The 16,695-nt window shown below is 72.0% G+C and carries 11 protein-coding genes and 1 pseudogene; 7 read left to right on the forward strand and 5 right to left on the reverse strand.

The window, feature by feature from the left end; translation table 11 throughout:
* Positions 1-24: 24 nt before the first annotated feature.
* From ACH4U7_RS11450 to ACH4U7_RS11465, 4 genes and pseudogenes are all read right to left on the reverse strand, one after another.
* Entirely contained in the window at positions 25-699 is a 675-nt protein-coding gene (locus ACH4U7_RS11450; protein WP_398527738.1) for an urease accessory protein UreF, read from the reverse strand.
* Between the two features lie 167 nt (positions 700-866).
* Positions 867-2,705, reverse strand: coding sequence for an urease subunit alpha (locus tag ACH4U7_RS11455; protein ID WP_398527739.1), 1,839 nt, complete (start codon positions 2,703-2,705; stop codon positions 867-869).
* Entirely contained in the window at positions 2,698-3,066 is a 369-nt protein-coding gene (ureB, locus tag ACH4U7_RS11460; RefSeq protein ID WP_398527988.1) for an urease subunit beta, read from the reverse strand. The genes ACH4U7_RS11455 and ureB overlap by 8 nt, the downstream gene beginning before the upstream one ends.
* Positions 3,067-3,147: 81 nt before the next feature.
* A pseudogene (locus tag ACH4U7_RS11465) lies at positions 3,148-3,441 on the reverse strand (urease subunit gamma); the annotation flags it as partial.
* Positions 3,442-4,193: 752 nt separating this feature from the next.
* On the opposite strand from ACH4U7_RS11465, the gene ACH4U7_RS11470 reads away from it, so the two are divergent.
* From ACH4U7_RS11470 to ACH4U7_RS11500, 7 genes are all read left to right on the forward strand, one after another.
* The gene (locus tag ACH4U7_RS11470; protein WP_014173113.1) at positions 4,194-4,406 is read left to right on the forward strand and encodes a hypothetical protein; all 213 of its coding nucleotides are present in this window, start codon (positions 4,194-4,196) and stop codon (positions 4,404-4,406) included.
* 203 nt (positions 4,407-4,609) lie between these two features.
* Positions 4,610-5,416, forward strand: a complete 807-nt coding sequence (locus tag ACH4U7_RS11475) for an HlyD family efflux transporter periplasmic adaptor subunit (RefSeq protein WP_398527740.1) — start codon at positions 4,610-4,612, stop codon at positions 5,414-5,416.
* A complete protein-coding gene (locus tag ACH4U7_RS11480; protein ID WP_398527741.1) occupies positions 5,413-7,707 on the forward strand; it encodes an NHLP family bacteriocin export ABC transporter peptidase/permease/ATPase subunit in 2,295 nt (764 codons plus the stop codon). Before ACH4U7_RS11475 ends, ACH4U7_RS11480 begins: the two co-directional genes overlap by 4 nt.
* 1 nt (position 7,708) lies before the next feature.
* Positions 7,709-10,606 (forward strand): NHLP bacteriocin export ABC transporter permease/ATPase subunit, encoded by a 2,898-nt coding sequence (locus ACH4U7_RS11485; protein WP_398527742.1) that lies wholly within the window; start codon positions 7,709-7,711, stop codon positions 10,604-10,606.
* Between the two features lie 103 nt (positions 10,607-10,709).
* Entirely contained in the window at positions 10,710-11,246 is a 537-nt protein-coding gene (locus tag ACH4U7_RS11490; RefSeq protein WP_398527743.1) for a DUF4440 domain-containing protein, read from the forward strand.
* A 114-nt stretch (positions 11,247-11,360) separates the two neighbouring features.
* Positions 11,361-13,406 (forward strand): hydantoinase/oxoprolinase family protein, encoded by a 2,046-nt coding sequence (locus ACH4U7_RS11495; protein ID WP_398527744.1) that lies wholly within the window; start codon positions 11,361-11,363, stop codon positions 13,404-13,406.
* Positions 13,403-15,085: a hydantoinase B/oxoprolinase family protein gene (locus ACH4U7_RS11500; RefSeq protein ID WP_398527745.1), complete on the forward strand. Its 1,683-nt coding sequence runs from the start codon at positions 13,403-13,405 to the stop codon at positions 15,083-15,085. The genes ACH4U7_RS11495 and ACH4U7_RS11500 overlap by 4 nt, the downstream gene beginning before the upstream one ends.
* Here ACH4U7_RS11500 and ACH4U7_RS11505 read toward each other — a convergent pair.
* On the reverse strand, positions 15,076-16,689 hold the full coding sequence (locus tag ACH4U7_RS11505) for a helix-turn-helix domain-containing protein (protein WP_398527746.1): 1,614 nt from the start codon (positions 16,687-16,689) through the stop codon (positions 15,076-15,078). The genes ACH4U7_RS11500 and ACH4U7_RS11505 overlap by 10 nt on opposite strands.
* Positions 16,690-16,695 lie beyond the last annotated feature (6 nt).

Genomic DNA, 16,695 nt, shown 5'->3' on the forward strand with positions numbered 1-16,695 from the left:
AACTCCATCCAGGTGGAAGGCGGTTCAGGAGGCGAAGAGGCGGACGGTCCAGGCGGCATGCCGTTCGCCGGTCAGGTCCAGCAGCGGTGCGGACGCGGCCGGGAGGAAGTCGACGCCTGCCTCGGCGACCCGGGCCGCGGCTGCTGCCGCGGCGGCGGTCACGTCGTCGAGTTCGGGAGCCAGCCGCGCCAGCAGTGCGGTCGCCTCGAAGGGGTCGAGGCTGAGCAGTCGTACGGCGGCGGTGGCGGGGCCGCCCACGCTCTCGTAGGCGGCTGCCTGTGCGGCATCCGGCGGAGTCAGCCCGGCCGCGCGAGCGGTGACCCCGAGGACGACGGGCTGGTGTACGCCCTGCGGCCGATCGCGGGCGAGCCGGTCCAGATCGGCCGAGGGCCACGTGGCGCGGGCAGCGCGGAGCAGCTGCCGACCGAGCCGTCGGGCGACCTTGCGCAGAGCGGGCATGGGCGTCCGGGCGTCCGCCGCCTCGTCCAGGAGGAGGGCGTCGTAGCCGGTGGCCGCGGCGGCCGCGAGTCCGGCGGCGGTCAACCCGGTTGTGTGCAGCCGCCCCCGGCAGAACGCTTCAAGGCTTGCGGTGTCGTGTACGCCGCCGGAGGCCACAGCGGCTTCCACACCGCCGGAGTGGGCGTGCCCACCGGCGGGGAAACGGCCGTCGGCCAGGATGAGCAGGGCTGCACGGCTCACGGCTACGTGGTCCGCCTTTCCGGAACGGAGAGCTGGAACTGCGAGCTGGTACGGAGAGGTGGAACGGGGAGGTGGTACGGGTTCGAGGCAGCGTCGGCAGGGACACCGGCCGGGGCCAGGGGCTCCGGCCGCACCGCCGCCGGGTTGGTGCGGGCGCCGTGGCCCGATCAGAACAGGAAGTACCGCTGCGCCATGGGCAGTTCCGTCGCGTAGGTGCGGCCAACTGTCTGCCCGTCCACCTTGGTCCGTACGTCGGTGGTGCGGGCGCCGCCGATGGTGACATCGAAGGTGTCGGGGTCGATCTCGATGGCCGGAAGCCCGCTGTTGAGCTTCATATCGGCCTTCGTCACATCACGGGTGCTGTCGATCCTGGCCGGCGGCTTGAGCAGGCCCAGCTTGCCCAGTTCGCCGTCCAGGGCGAGCTCGGGGACGAAGTTGACGGAGTTGGCCCGCGGGGAGCGGCCACACGAGCCCCACACCGCGCGCGGCAGGAACGGCTGCGGCGTGGGGATCGACGCGTTGGCGTCGCCGATCTGCGCGTATGCGATCTGGCCGCCCTTGATGACCATATGCGGCTTCACACCGAAGAACTTGGGCTCCCACAGGACCAGGTCCGCGAGCTTGCCCTGCTCCACGGAGCCGACGCGGCCGGCGATGCCGTGGGTGATGGCCGGGTTGATCGTGTATTTCGCGACGTACCGCCTCACGCGGAAGTTGTCCGCCTGGGCGGTGTCCTCGTCGAGGTGCCCGTACCTGGCCTTCATCACATGCGCGGTCTGCCACGTCCGCATGATCATCTCGCCGATGCGGCCCATGGCCTGCGCGTCGGAGGACATCATCGAGATGGCACCCATGTCGTGCAGCAGGTCTTCGGCGGCCATCGTCGACGGGCGGATCCGGGAGTCGGCGAACGCCATGTCCGCCTCGACCTCCGGGTTCAGATGGTGGCAGACGATCATCATGTCGACGTGTTCCTTGACGGTGTTGACCGTCAGGGGCCGGGTCGGGTTCGTCGAGGCGGGCAGCACGTTCGGGTGGCCGACCAGGCTGATCATGTCGGGTGCGTGGCCGCCGCCGGCGCCCTCGACGTGGAAGACATGGAGACTGCGGTACCGCCGGCCGTTGCTGCCCTTCTTGCCCCTCCTGGCGCGGGGCGCCATGGGTTCCATGGTCGCTGCGAGGGTGTTCTGCACGAATCCGGCCTCGTTCAGCGAGTCGGCGTGCAGGGCGATCTGGATACCGGTGTCCTCGCATACGGCCAGGGCCGCGTCGATCACGGCGGGCGTGGCGCCCCAGTCCTCGTGGATCTTGAAGCCGAGAACACCGGCCCGGACCTGGTTCGTCAGCGCGTCCTTGTTGACGGTGCTGCCCTTGCCGAGCAGCCCGATGTTGACCGGGAACTGATCCAGCGCCTCGAACATCCGGTGGACATGCCAGGCGCCGGGCGTCACCGTGGTGGCGGTACTGCCTTCGGCGGGTCCGGTGCCCCCGCCGATCAGGGTGGTCACGCCGGCCGCGAGCGCCTCGTGGATCTGTTCCGGGCACAGGAAGTGCACATGTGTGTCGACGCCGCCCGCGGTCAGAATTCGCCCGTTGCCGGAGATGACCTCCGTCTCGGGGCCGACGACGAAGTTCGACGCGCGGCTGTCGTCGAACCTCTGCTGGTCCATGGTCTCGGGGTTGTACGCCTTGCCGATCGCGGCGATCTCACCGTCGCGCAGTCCGACATCGGCCTTCACGATGCCCCAGTGGTCGACGATCAGCGCGCCGGTGATCACGGTGTCCACGGGGTCGCGGTCGCTGTCGCGCGCGTAGTGCGACTGCCCCATCGACTCGCGGATCACCTTACCGCCGCCGAAGATCATCTCGTCGCCGCTACGGCCGGGCCCGCCCGCCCAGTCCGCCTCGATCCGGATGACAAGATCGGTGTCGGCGAGCCGTACCCGGTCGTCCGCGGTCGGACCATACAGATCAGTGTATTTGGCGCGCGTCAGTGGCTCAGCCATCGAGCTCTCCGTTCCCGTTCTTGATCTGCAGGCCCTTCACCTTGCGCTCCCCCCTGATCGGAACGAGCTCCACGCACCGCTCGTCGCCCGGCTCGAACCGCTCAGATGTGCCGGACGGGATGTTCAGCCGCTTCCCGTGGGCCGCCTTCCGGTCGAAGACCAGCCCGGGCCTGGCCCCGTCACCGGATCCGTATCCGTCGTTCACCTCGGCGAAGTGGAAATGCGAGCCGACCTGGATCGGCCGGTCCGACGGGTTGCTCACCAGCAGCCGTGTGACCGGCTCACCGTCGTTGAAGCTCACCAGATGGGGCCGGCCAACCGGCAGAGTGCCCACCGGCGCCTCGCCGTGCTCCTCGCACATCTCCTCCGGGTGCGGCTCAGGCTGGGAAACCAACTCGAACTTCCCCGGATGAACCGCGACTTCCTCCTCCGGCTCATCAAACGGGTCGTGAATCGTCACCAGCTTCGTGCCGTCCGGGAAGGTCGCCTCCACCTGGACGTTGTGGATCATCTCCGGAACGCCGTCCATGAGCTCATCGCGCTTGAGGACGTGCCGCCCCGACTCCATGACGGAGTCGACCGTGGCACCGGCCCGCGCCTCCTCGTACACATGCGCCGTCAACAGCGCCATGACCTCGGGATAGTTCAGCAGCAGCCCGCGCTCACGGCGCCTCCGGGCGACGTCCGCCGCCACATGGACCAGCAGCCGTTCCCGCTCGTGCGGAGTCAGGTGCATGCTGTCCCCTTTCCTGCTCGTCGCGTTGACCCGGTGCGGCGAGGCTCACGAGGACAATTGATTCGGTGGCCGAATGCCCGGTGGGCCGAATGCCGCTACGTGCTCACCGATCTCGACGGGAAACGGACACGGGGAGAGCGCCCCTAGCCCCCCATGGGGTGAAGCCGACGCACGCCCCGCGGAGAGCGCCCCTACGGTCCCGCAAGAGCCCTCGCACGCCCCGGAAGGTGCGTCGCTGCGGCGCAGGGTCAGGCGTACGACGCTTCCGTCGCAGCCGGGCGATCTGAAGTCGTACATGTCGTAGTCCCATGCCACTCGAGCCCGGCTGTGGTCGTCGTTCGCCCGGTCTTCAAGCGATGGGCACAGCTGTTACACAGACGACCCGCGTAGACCCCCGGCCGTCGCGCCAAGCCCCGCGCCGGGTATGACGGTCGTGGCCGAAATGACGTGCATCACCTCGCGAAAGGGGCGTGCTGTCTTGCGCTAAGAGTGACCTTCCTGTGAGGGAAAGGCGCCGATGACGTGCCCGAAAGCACATGTCGCGTGATCGGAAAGTCGCGGAATGCCCGGTTCCGAAGGTTGGCTGATTCGCGGTGCCGTGTGCCCCGTGGTTACATCCCTTCCGCGCTCAGGCATCCACGAAATCCCGGGTCTTACGGGATCCCGTGACCATGCCGTGGGAGCCGATCCCCCGTCGGCACCCATGCGCGGTCGGAAGCACAACGAGACAGTCATCCAAGGGAGACGCAACAATGAACAACGCGCCCAAGGTCGCCACCCAGGAGATCTCCGACGCCGAGCTGGACAACGTGGCGGGCGGGCTCGGCGTGGTGGGCGATGCTCTCGGCACCGTGGACTCCCTCACCGGCGCCGTCGGCACCGTCGGCCTCGCCACCAGCACGGTTGACGGTGTCACCGGCCTGAACACCACCGGCATCGTCGGTGGAGTCGTCACCACCCTCTGAGGCCGGTACCCCGCCTTCCCTGTGCCCCGGGCCCGCCTGGTCCGGGGCATTCGGCGGTCCGCGGCCGCATCCTCGGACGCCGTCGCAGCGACGTACACCGCCACATCCACACGCGCCGTGCCACTTCGCCCGCGCCACAGCGCCGGCTCCTTCCGGAGCCCGGGCATCCGGCCACTTCTCTCGCGGTTAGAGGAAAGACTTTCGTGCAGTTCCGCCAGCAGGCCCTTGCCAAGCTGCAGTCGGCAGAGGACATCGATCTGCCGGTGCGCTACGCCCGCCCCCAGGGGTGGCTGGCGCTGGCGGTCACGCTGGTGGTGATGGCCGGCGCCGCCGTATGGGCCGTCACAGGCACCGTGTCGAACACCCTGGAGACCACCGGCATCCTCACCCACGGGCAGGGCAGCTATGTGCTGCAGAGCCCCATCGCCGGCCAGGTGACCTCCGTCCTCGCGCAGGAGGGCAGCACCCTCCGGGCCGGCGCACCGCTGCTGAAGGTCCGCACCACCCGCGGCACCACGGTGGTGCGCACCATCGCCGCCGGCCGGCTCACCACCCTCTCGGTCTCGATCGGCTCCGTCCTCGCCACCGGTGCGAACGTCGCCTCCGTGGAACGTGTCCGCCGCTCCGGTGACCCGCTGGTCGCGACCCTGTACGTACCGGCTGACCGGGCGGCCTCGGTGCGGCCGGGAGCGGCGGTCGACCTCAGCGTGCAGTCCGTGCCGACGCAGACCTACGGTGTGCTGCGCGGCGAGGTCCGGACCGTGGGCCGGGCCGCCCTGTCGCGCCAGCAGATCGGCTCCTACCTCGGAGCCGAGCAACTTGGCGAGGAGTTCTCGAAACACGGCCCGCCGGTCGCGGTCCAGGTGCGCCTCCACCGCACCTCCGCCACCCGCTCCGGCTACCGCTGGTCGTCCCCCGAGGGCCCGCCGTACGCCCTCGGCTCCATGACCCTGGCCAGCGGCACCATTCACCTGGCCGCCCACCACCCCATCGATTGGCTTCTCCCGTGACCGCGACGAACGAGGGCGGACCGCCCCGGCCCGCACCCGCCGGAAGCAGCGGGGCGCGCCGCCCCCAGCCGGCCCGCGGACGGCGGCGCGCCCCGCGCGGCGGATCCGGGAGGTCCGGGCCGAGGAAACCCGGGCGCCGAACGGTGCGCACCCCCACCGTGCTTCAGATGGAGGCCCTGGAGTGCGGTGCGGCGTCGCTCGCCATGGTGCTCGGACACTACGGACGCCATGTGCCGCTGGAGGAGCTGCGGATCGCCTGCGGCGTGTCGCGGGACGGTTCGCGTGCCAGCAATCTGCTCAAGGCCGCCCGGAGTTACGGTCTGCGCGCCAAGGGCATGCAGATGGAGCCCGAGGCCCTTGCGGAGGAGGTCAGGGCCCCGGCGATCCTGTTCTGGAACTTCAACCACTACGTCGTCTACGACGGCATGGGACGGCGGTTCGGCAAGCGCGGCGTCCATATCAACGACCCTGACAAGGGGCGCCGTTTCGTCCCCATCGAGGAGTTCGGCACCAGCTTCACCGGAGTGGTCCTGGTCTTCGAACCCGAGGAGTCCTTCCGCCGAGGTGGCCGCCGCCCCGGTGTGCTGGGCGCCCTGCCCCCGCGTATGCGGGGCACCACGGGCACCCTGCTGGCCTCGCTGCTGGCCAGTCTGCTGCTGGTGGCGGTGGGGGCCGCGGTGCCGGCGCTCAGCCGCACCTTTATCGACACCTTCCTGATCGGCGGCCAGGACTCGACGCTGGGGCCGCTGTTCGCGTCCATGGCCGTGGCGGTGGTCCTCACGGCCGTACTGACAGGTGTCCAGCAGGCGAATCTGCTGCGCGGACGCATCATCTCCTCCACCCTCAGCAGCGCGCGTTTTCTGCGGCATCTGCTGCGGCTGCCCGTCACGTTCTTCGCCCAGCGCAGCCCGGCGGACCTGGTCCAGCGGCTGCGCTCCAACGACACCGTCGCCGAGACGCTTGCCCGCGATCTGGCCGCCGCGGCCGTCGACGGGGTCGTGGTGGTCCTCTACGCCTTCCTGCTGTGGACGTACGACCCTCAACTCACCCTGGTCGGCGTTGGGTTGGCGCTGCTCAACGTGGTGGCGATGCGGGTGGTGATACGGCTGCGGGCCACCAGGACCCAGAAGTTGCGGGCCGACATCGCGCGGCTGACCACCACGTCGTACACCGGTCTCCAGCTCATCGAGACCGTGAAGGCCACCGGCGGGGAGACCGGCTACTTCCGCCGCTGGGCAGGTCAGCACGCCATCACCCTGGAGGAGCAGCAGCGCCTCGGTGTGCCGAGCGCCGCACTGGCCGTGGTCGCCCCCACCCTCGCCACGCTCAACAGCGCCCTCATCCTCTGGATCGGCGGGCTGCGGGCTGTCGAGGGCCATATCTCGATCGGTCTGCTGGTGGCCTTCCAGGCGCTGGTGGCCCGCTTCACCGCACCCATCACCCGGCTCAACGGCGTGGCCGGCCGCATCCAGGACTTCTCCGCCGATGTGGCCCGGCTCAAGGACGTGGAGAACTTCCCGGCGGACTCCCTGTACACCCGCGACGAGCCGCGCGAGGACACCCGCCGGCTGACCGGACAGGTGACGCTGGAGAACATCACCTTCGGCTACAGCCCGCTGGACCAACCACTGCTGCGCGACTTCTCGCTGTCCGTCGGCCCGGGCCGGCAGGTGGCGCTGGTCGGCGGCTCCGGCAGTGGCAAGTCCACCGTCTCCCGGCTCGTCTCCGGTCTCTACACCCCCTGGGAGGGGGTCATCCGGATCGACGGACAGCGTCTTGAGGACATCCCCCGCGGGGCGCTGGCCGCCTCGGTCTCCTTCGTCGACCAGGACGTCTTCCTGTTCGAGGGAACGGTGCGGGACAACGTGGCGCTGTGGGATCCGTCCATCCCGGACGACGCGGTGGTGGACGCCCTGCGCGACGCCGCCCTCTACGACGATGTGATCGCACGGCGCCCGGAGGGCATCCACTGCCGGGTGGAGCAGGACGGCCGCAACTTCTCCGGTGGCCAGCGGCAGCGGCTGGAGATCGCCCGCGCCCTGGTCCGCCGCCCCAGCGTGCTGGTGCTGGACGAGGTCACCAGCGCCCTGGACGCGCGGACCGAGCAGATCGTCATGGACAATCTGCGCCGCCGCGGCTGTGCGTGTGTGGTGATCGCCCATCGGCTCAGCACCGTGCGGGACAGCGACGAGATCCTGGTCCTGAACCGAGGCACGGTCGTCGAACGCGGACGCCACGAGGACCTTGCCGCCGCCGGAGGCCCGTACGCCGAGCTGATGAAGGAGCACTGACATGGCGTCCGTTCACCCGGCCGCGCCGGTGGCCGCGGACGGCGGCGATGCGGTGATCCAGGCGCTCGGCGCCCTCGGCACGCCCGTCGACTGCGCCGGGCTGCGCAGGCTTCCGCTGGAGGGCCCGCAGGTGCTCTGGCTGGTGGCCGGCGGCGCCCTGGACCTGTTCGCGGTCGACGCTGCCGAAGAGGGGCACTGGCACTTCCTCGGCCGGCTGGAGACGGGCGCGGCGCTCCCGGGCCCGGTCGACGGACCGCTCCACACCCTGCTGGGCCGCCCCTCGCAGGACTGCCAGGTGCGCCGCATCCCGCTGCGCGAGCTGTACCGGCCGGAGGCGTACGACACGCACGACACGTACGGCACGTCGTACGGCACGGGCCACGCCGGCGATCCGTACGGCACGTACGGGGGCGGTGGCGTGTTCCAGGAGACCCCGCCCACCCCGCTGGAACACGCCGTGGCGCTCGGGGTGAGCCGCAGCCTCGGCGTGCTCTTCCAGGCCCTGCTGGACGGCGGGGCCGCGCCCGACACGGACGCGGCCGACGAGGACCTGCTCTGGCTCCCGGTGCCGCCCGGCAGTGTGCGCTACGGCGCCGAGTACAGCGCCCAGGCCGCCGGTGATCTGCTGATCGACGGCGCGCTGTGGCAGCGGATGGTCAACCAGCAGTACCGGCTCGGCACCGCCGTGGACCGCTGGATCGAGACCATGGAGCGGGCCCACGCGGACCGCACGGCGGCCGGGATCAGAGCCGGTGAGGCCATGCGCTCCCGCGCCGACCAGGCGCTGATCGCCTCCATCGGAGGGCCGCGGCGCGACCGTCGGCCGTCGGAGGAGAACACCGACGACGCCGTGCACGCGGTGTGCCGCGCAGTGGCGGAGGCCGCGGGGATCACCCTGCCAGGACCGCCGAGGGGCCGCGCCGCCGACGACCGTACGGACCCGGTGGAGCGCATCGCCGCACACGCCCGGATCCGCACCCGCCCCGTCCGGCTGGAGGGTCGCTGGTGGCGGGAGGACACCGGACCGCTGGTGGGCTACCGCGCCAAGTCCGGGGCCCCGGTGGCGCTGCTGTGGCGGCGCGGCGGGTACGAAGCGCTCAACCCCGTCTCCGGCATGCGGATCCGCGTCGGTGCGAGCAACGCGGAGGAGTTCGAACCGCGGGCCCTGATGTTCTACCGCCCGCTGCCCGACAAGCCGATGACGATGTGGCGGCTGATGCGCTTCAGCGCCCGGGGCGCCGTCGGCGACGTCCGCAACTTGCTGATCAGCGGGCTGGTGACGGTGGTGCTCGGCGCGCTGGTGCCGCTGGCCACCGGACAGGTGCTCGGCGGATTCGTGCCGCGCGCCGAGAAGAGCCCCATCGTCCAGATCGCCCTGGCCCTGATCGTCTCCAGCGTTGTCGCGGCCGCCTTCATGCTGCTGCAGAACCTCACCCTGCTGCGGCTGGAGGGACGGCTGGAGAGCACCCTCCAGCCCGCCGTATGGGACCGGCTGCTGCGGCTGCCCACCACCTTCTTCGCCCGGCGCTCCACCGGAGAGCTGGCCAGCGCCGCGCTGGGCATCAGCGCCATGCGCCGGGTGCTGTCCGGGATCGCGCCGACGGTCTTCCAGGCCGGCACCGTGGGCGCGATGAACCTTGCCCTGCTGCTGTACTACAACGCCTCCCTGGCGCTCGCGGTGGTCGCCATGCTGCTGGTGGTCTCCGGGGTCTTCCTGGGGATGGGGCTGTGGCAGGTGCGCTGGCAGCGGCGGCTCGTGGAGAGCGAGAACAAACTCAACAACCAGGCATTCCAGCTCCTGCGCGGCCTTCCCAAGCTGCGCGTCGCCGCGGCCGAGAACTTCGCGTACGCGGCATGGGCCCGTGGCTTCGCCCACTCCCGCGATCTGCATCAGCGCACCGGGCGCATCAAGAACCTCACCCAGGTGCTGGACGCGGTCTACCTTCCGCTGGTCTCGCTCATCGTGTTCATGCTGCTGGCCGGTCCGGCGCGGGGGAGCATGTCGGCGGGCGCGTTCCTGACCTTCAACACCTCCGTGACCATGCTGCTCACCTCGCTCACCCAGCTCACCAACGCCCTGGTCTCGGTGGTCGCCGTTCTCCCTCTGTTCGAGCAGGTCAAGCCGATCCTGGACGAACCGCCGGAGGTCCGCGGCGGCAGCGCCCCGCCCGGCGTGCTCTCCGGTGACCTCAGGGCCAGAAACCTCACCTTCCGCTACGGCGACGACGGACCGCTGGTGCTCGACGATGTCTCACTGGAGATCCGCCCGGGCGAATTCGTGGCCGTCGTCGGCCCCAGCGGCTGCGGGAAGTCCACGCTGCTCCGGCTGCTCATCGGCTTCGAACGACCGGTGTCCGGCAGTGTCCTCTACGATGGCCAGGACCTCGCCGCCCTCGACCAGGCGGCGGTACGCCGTCAGTGCGGAGTGGTCCTGCAGAACGCCCAGCCCCTCGGCGGAACGCTGCTCGACTGCATCCGCGGCGCCGAGCCGTTCACCCCCGAGGAGGCCATGGCGGCCGCCGAACTGGCGGGTCTGGCCGAGGACATCGGCCAGATGCCCATGGGGCTCCAGACCATGATCTCCGGCAGCGGCGCCATCTCCGGTGGCCAGCGGCAACGGTTGATGATCGCCCAGGCCCTGATCCGCCGTCCGCGCATCCTCTTCTTCGACGAGGCCACCAGCGCCCTGGACAACGAAACCCAGCGCATCGTCATCGACAGCACCCGCCGCCTCAACGCCAGCCGACTGGTGATCGCGCACCGGCTGTCCACCGTCATGGACGCCGACCGCGTCCTGGTCATGGAGGGCGGCCGGATCGTGGAGCAGGGCGCCCCGGCCGAGCTGATGGCCGTCCCGGGCGGAAAGCTGCACGAACTGGTGCGGCGCCAGATGCGGTAGCGGAGGGTGGGGGTGCCGGGTCATCATCTGTGAAGCACGGGGACAGCTCGCGCGTCGACGCCCCCGCTGCCGAGCAACCCCGGTACCACCTGGAGAGCCTGCCATGTCTGCATCCGTTCCGCACGGTTCCCTCGCCCGTCCCGGGGCCTCACCCGTGGCCGCCGGGGCCGTCTGGGCGGTCGTCACCGGCATGTACGAGGCGTATGCCGCCGGGGACCGGGAGGGGATCGACGCGCGGCTCGACCCGGGGGCGACGGTCTGGGACTCGGCGGCGGAGCCGCTGCTGCTCGGCAAGTCGGACCTGGACCGGCTGCGCGCCGAGCGGCCGGCGGCCGGGGACGGGCCCGAGGAGACCGGCCTCGACGCGTACGACCCGGTGATCGACGTCTTCGGCGACCTGGCGCTGGTGCGCTATTGGCTGCGTGTCGACTTCGCCCCCGCACCGGACGGTGGCAGGCTCCGGCCCGAGCTGGTGCGCAACACCGCGCTGCTCCGCAAGGGCGGCGATGGCAAGGGCGGCGATGGCGTGGGTGACGACGGCAAGGGTGACGACGGCAAGGGCGCCGACGGCACCTGGCGCATCGTGCACCTCCACGAGGACGTGCGGCAGCCGGGCGGGGTGCCGGAGAACGCCGGCTGAGAGCCGACTGTGCGGGGCGCACGAGTGGCGCACCCCGCCCGTGCGCGCCGCACACCCGCCGCCGTCCATCCCTCGTTAGCGTCGGTCCACCCCTGACACAGCCGGGAGGCGGGCATGACATACCGGGTGGCCATGGACATCGGTGGCACCTTCACCGACGTCGTCGCGTACGACGAGACGCGCGGCACCTACGTCGCGGCGAAGGCTCCCACCACGCCGGGCGATCTGGCCGAGGGGGTCTTCGCCGCGCTGGGCCGGGCGGTGGCCGATCCGGCGGCGATCTCCTTCTTCGTACACGGCACCACCCAGGGCCTCAACGCCCTGCTGGAGCGCAAGGGCGCCCGCGTCCTGCTGCTGATGTCCGAGGGCATGCGGGACGTCTACTCCATCGCGCGCGGCAACCGCGATCGCATGTTCGACCTGCACTACCGCAAGCCGGTGCCCCTGGTGGCACGGCAGGCCACCGCCGAGGCGGGCGGGCGGCTGGACTGGCGCGGCGAGGAGCTGCGGCCACTGGACGAGGCGGCGGTGCGCGAGGCGGCGCGGCGGGCCCGGACGGAGGGGTTCGCGGCGGTCGCCGTGTCCTTCCTGTTCAGCTACGTCAACCCGGCACATGAACTGCGGGCCGGGGAGATCCTCGCGCAGGAGCTGGGGGACGACGTCATGGTCGTCCTCTCCCACCAGGTGGCCGGGGAGTGGCGCGAGTACGAGCGCACCTCGTCCGCTGTGCTGGACGCGTACACCGGCCCGGTCGTCCGGCGCTATCTCGGACGGATCGAGGAGCGGTTCGCCGAGCGGGGGCTCGGCGTGCCGGTGCAGGTCATGCAGTCCTCGGGAGGCGTGGTCAACGCCGCGTTCGCGCGCCGGAACCCGCTGCAGACGCTGCTGTCGGGGCCGGTCGGCGGCACCATGGGCGGGGTCCGGGCGGCCGCGCTCCTGCACCGGCCCCATGCGATCTGCGTCGATATGGGCGGTACGTCGTTCGATGTGTCGCTGGTGCTCGACGGCCGGCCGGACATCGCCAACGAGGGCTCGGCGGACGGCTTCCCGGTGCTGATGCCCCTGGTCAACCTGCACACCATCGGCGCGGGCGGCGGTTCGGTGGCGTACGCCGAGGCGGGCGGGTTGCGTGTCGGCCCCGAGTCGGCCGGCGCCGTTCCGGGCCCGGCGTGCTACGGACGCGGCGGCACCCGGCCCACGGTCACGGACGCCAACGCGGTGCTGGGGCGGGTGGACCCCGAGTGGTTCGCGGGCGGCCATATGACGCTCGACCTCGCCGCGGCCCACCGCGCGGTCGGAGAGCTGGCCGGGCAGCTGGGGCTCAGCCCCCTGGAGCTGGCGAGCGGCATCTGCGAGGTGGCCAACGCCAAGATGGCGCAGGCCATTCGCACCCTCACCGTGGAACACGGACTGGAACCGGCCCAGTTCACCCTGCTCGCGTTCGGCGGCGCCGGACCCATGCACGCCGTGGACATCGCCCGCGAACTCGGCGTCGAAGAAGTCGTGATCCCGCGCTTCCCCGGCGCGTTCTCCGCCTGGGGCATGCTCGGCAGCGAGGTGCGGCGCGACTTCACCCGGCAGTTCTTCACCCCCGGCGACACACTGGACGGGGCCGCGATGGCCGACGCCCTCGGCGGGCTCGCGGGCCAGGCCCTGGACGCGCTCGGCGAGCAGGGCGTGCACACCGGCCGACGGCGGGTCGAGCACGCCGTCGACATGCGGTACGAGGGGCAGGACTACACCCTGACCGTGCCGCTGGAGGCCGCCGACGAGCCGCTGCGCGAGGACTTCCGGACCCGCGTCGCCGACCGGTTCGCCACGCTGCACGAGCGCCGGTACGGCCATGCGACGCCCGGCGCGCCCGTCGAGTTCGTGGCCCTGCGCACCACGGCGCTCGGCGCGCTCCCGGACACCGCCGCCGCCCCGTACGCGGCGCAGCCCGGCGAGGACCCGTGGGCCGGGCGGGTCAAGCCCGTCGTGTTCGGCGACATGTCGTACGAGACCCCGGTGCTGCGCCGGGAACACCTCGCGGCGGGCGATCAGTTCGCCGGCCCCGCGATCGTCGTCGAGGCCACCTCCACCACCGTCGTCCCGCCCGACGCGACCGTCACCGTCGACGCGGGCGGCTTTCTCGTCATCAAGCTCGGAGGCACCGCGTGAACGCCCGCACATCGGTGATCGACCCGATCACCACCGAGATCGTCCGCTGCGCCCTGCTCCAGGCCGCGGAGGACATGAACACCACGTTGATCAGGTCCGCGTACACCCCCACGATCTATGAGGCCAAGGACTGCGCGGTCGCCCTCCTCGACCGCGACCACCACGTCCTGGGCCAGTCGTCCGGGCTGCCGATCTTCCTCGGCAACCTCGAGGAGTGCACCCGGGCGACCGAGCGGATGTACGGCCGCGAGGCGTGGCGCGAGGGCGATGTGTGGGTGCTCAACGACTCCTACATCGGCGGCACCCACCTCAACGACGTCACGGTGTACGCACCCATTCACGTCCGCGGCGAACTGGTCGGGTTCGCGGCGTCCCGGGCCCACTGGATCGACATGGGATCGAAGGACCCGGGCGGATCCATGGACTCCACGACGATCTATCAGGAGGGCCTGCGCATGGGCCCCCTGAAGATCTACGAGGGCGGCGAGCCCTGTGTGCTGACGCAGGACCTGATCGCACGACAGGTGCGTTTCCCGCAGCCCACGCTCGGCGATATGCGCGCCCAGGTGGCCTGCGCGCTCACCGGCGCCCGGCGGCTGGGGGAGATCGTCGAGCGGTGGGGCATGGATACGCTGCTGGCCGCCCGCGACGCGATCTTCCAGCAGACGGAGCGCCTGGAGCGGGAGCAGATCGCCGCCATCCCGGACGGCGTGTACGAGGCCACCGGCCGGCTCGACAACGACGGCATCGACCTCGGCACCTCCCTGCACGTCACCGTCCGCGTCACCGTCGAAGGCGACCGGATGACCATGGACGTCACCGACTGCGCCGACCAGGCCACCGGCCCCGTCAACTGCGGCGCCGCCCAGACCGTCGCCGCCTGCCGGGTCGGCTACAAGCTGCTGGTGAGTGGTGATGTACCGCTCAACGGCGGCTCGTTCAGACCGCTTGAGGTGGTGACCCGGCCCGGCTCCATGCTCGCCGCGGTCGAGCCGGCCGCCTGCCAGTACTACTACTCGCACCTCGGTCTCGTCATCGACCTGGTGGTCAAGGCGCTCGCTCCCGCGGTACCGGACCGGGCGGCGGCCGCCTCGTACGGCGACTCGATGATCGTGCAGTTCACCGGGGTCGACCCGCGCACCGGCAAGCTGTTCGTCTCCCAGGAGGCGACGGTCGGCGGCTGGGGCGCCTGGGAGACCGGCGACGGAGAGTCCTGCCTGATCAACAACGTCAACGGCGCCCTGCGCGATATGCCGGTCGAGGTCCTGGAGACCCTTTTCCCGGTACGGGTGGAGGAGTACGCGATCCGCGCCGACTCGGCCGGCCCCGGGCGAACCCGCGGCGGTACGGGCGTCGTACGCCAGTACCGGTTCACCGCCGACCAGAGCCTGTCGCTGTGGTGGGAGCGGTCGGTGACCCCGGCGTGGGGCCTGTTCGGCGGCGGGGCCGGCGCCGCGCCCCGGGTGACGCTCAACCCCGGCCGGGACGACGAGCGTTCGCTGCTGAAGGCCAACGCCCTGCCGGTACGGGAGGGCGATGTGCTGCGCTGCGAGAGCGGCGGGGGCGGCGGCTTCGGGCCCGCCGCCGAGCGCACCGCCGAAGCCGTCGCCGAGGACGTGCGCCAGGGGATCCTCAGCGCGGAGCGCGCACGAGCCGACTACCCCGCCGCCTACAGCTGATCGGCGGCCGTATCCGGCGGCGTCCGGCCGAGCAGCACCCGGCAGGCGAGGTGCAGCGCGAGCCGCAGCGCCGGGTCGTCGGGGTCGCAGCCGAGGGACCTGATGCGCTCCAGGCGGGCCGTGACCGTGTTGCGGTGCACGCCCAGCCTGGCCGCCGCGGCGGACGGCGTGCCGACATCGAGGAGGGTCGCGAGGGTGCGCAGCAGGGAGCCGTCCCGGTCGGCGCGCAGCAGTGGGGCCAGCAGCATCTCGGCGGGGCCGTGCAGCGCTTCACGCGGCACCGCGGCCAGAAAGCGGTCCGGCCCCATCCGGTCGGCGCGTGCGACGTCGCCGGACCGTGCGACGCGCACGGCGGCGACCGCGTCGGCCAGCGCCGGTCCGAGCTCGGCGAGGCCCGCCGCCGGACCGGCCACCGCCCCGGCGACGGATAGCGGTGGCGCCGACTTGGCGAGCGTGGCCCGCAGCCTCTTCTCCGCGCCGGCGACCGGGTCCGCGGCGTCCGGTGTGCCCTCCGGGACGGCGTCCGGTGTTCCCTCCGGGACGGCGTCCGGTGTTCCCTCCGGCCTCTCCCAGGCCACCCAGCAGCCCTCGTACGGGACGAGCGGCCCGCCCGGGCCACCGCGCGCCCACCAAGCGGTCAGCAGAGCGCCGTGGCCATGCCCGGGCCCGTCCGCCCCGGCGGGCCGCACCGCGTAGACGAGAAAGGGGCCGTGCACCGGCCAGCCCAGCGCGACGGCCTCCGCGAGCAGTGGGTCGTAACGCTCGGACGGGCCCGGGGCGCCGTCCGCCGCCCGCTCCTGGGGTATGGATCCGGCCCGCGCCACCAGTTCCGCCAGCAGGCCTGCGGCGCGGCGCCCGGTGCGCTCCGCGGCCAGGCGTTCGCGCGCGGCCCAGGCCGTCAGCGGGGCGACGGCCAGCCCCAGGACCTCCCGCACCGTCGCGTCCCAGCCCGCCACCCGGGAGCGGGACCGCGCTGTGAGCGCGGCCAGCGGGCCGCCGTCGGGGTCGGCCACCTCGACCCGCACGCACACCGGCCCCGCACGCTCGTCGAGCGCCGCCGCACGGCCCGCGACCAGCTCGCCCAAGGGGGCGGTGAGGGCAACGGACGTCGATGGCAGCACGGCGTGCAGCGCCGAGACGACGCGGACCGGATGCGCTCCGGCCGCGGTGATCCGTCGGGCGGCGGTGGCGACCAGTTCGGTGCGCCCCGCCTCGGGCCGCGCGAGGGCCGAGGCGATACGGACGGCGGTGTCCAGGGCGTCGCCCGCGACCACCAGCAGTGGCACGCCGAGCCGGTCGGCCAGCTCGGCGACGGACTCCGGGCGCCCGGTGTCCCGCGCCACGACGACACACGCCGCCGCGTGTTCCCACGCCTTGCGCAAGGCCATTTCCAGGGTCCACGAGGCCGTCGCCGCGCCGGCCGTCAGGACGACGGCGGTGTGCGGCTGCAGCCCGTCGAGGGCGTCGAGCCGGTCGGCGATACGCACGGCCCTGACCTCGGTCGTGCGCTCGGCCGGGCCGTACACGGTGACACCGCCGAGCGGCCCGTGCTGGAGGAGTTCCGCGAGGGTCAGGGGGAGTGGCCCGGTGGCGGGTCCGTTCACCGCGCC

Source organism: Streptomyces sp. NPDC020845 (assembly GCF_044334165.1).
Taxonomy (GTDB): domain Bacteria; phylum Actinomycetota; class Actinomycetes; order Streptomycetales; family Streptomycetaceae; genus Streptomyces.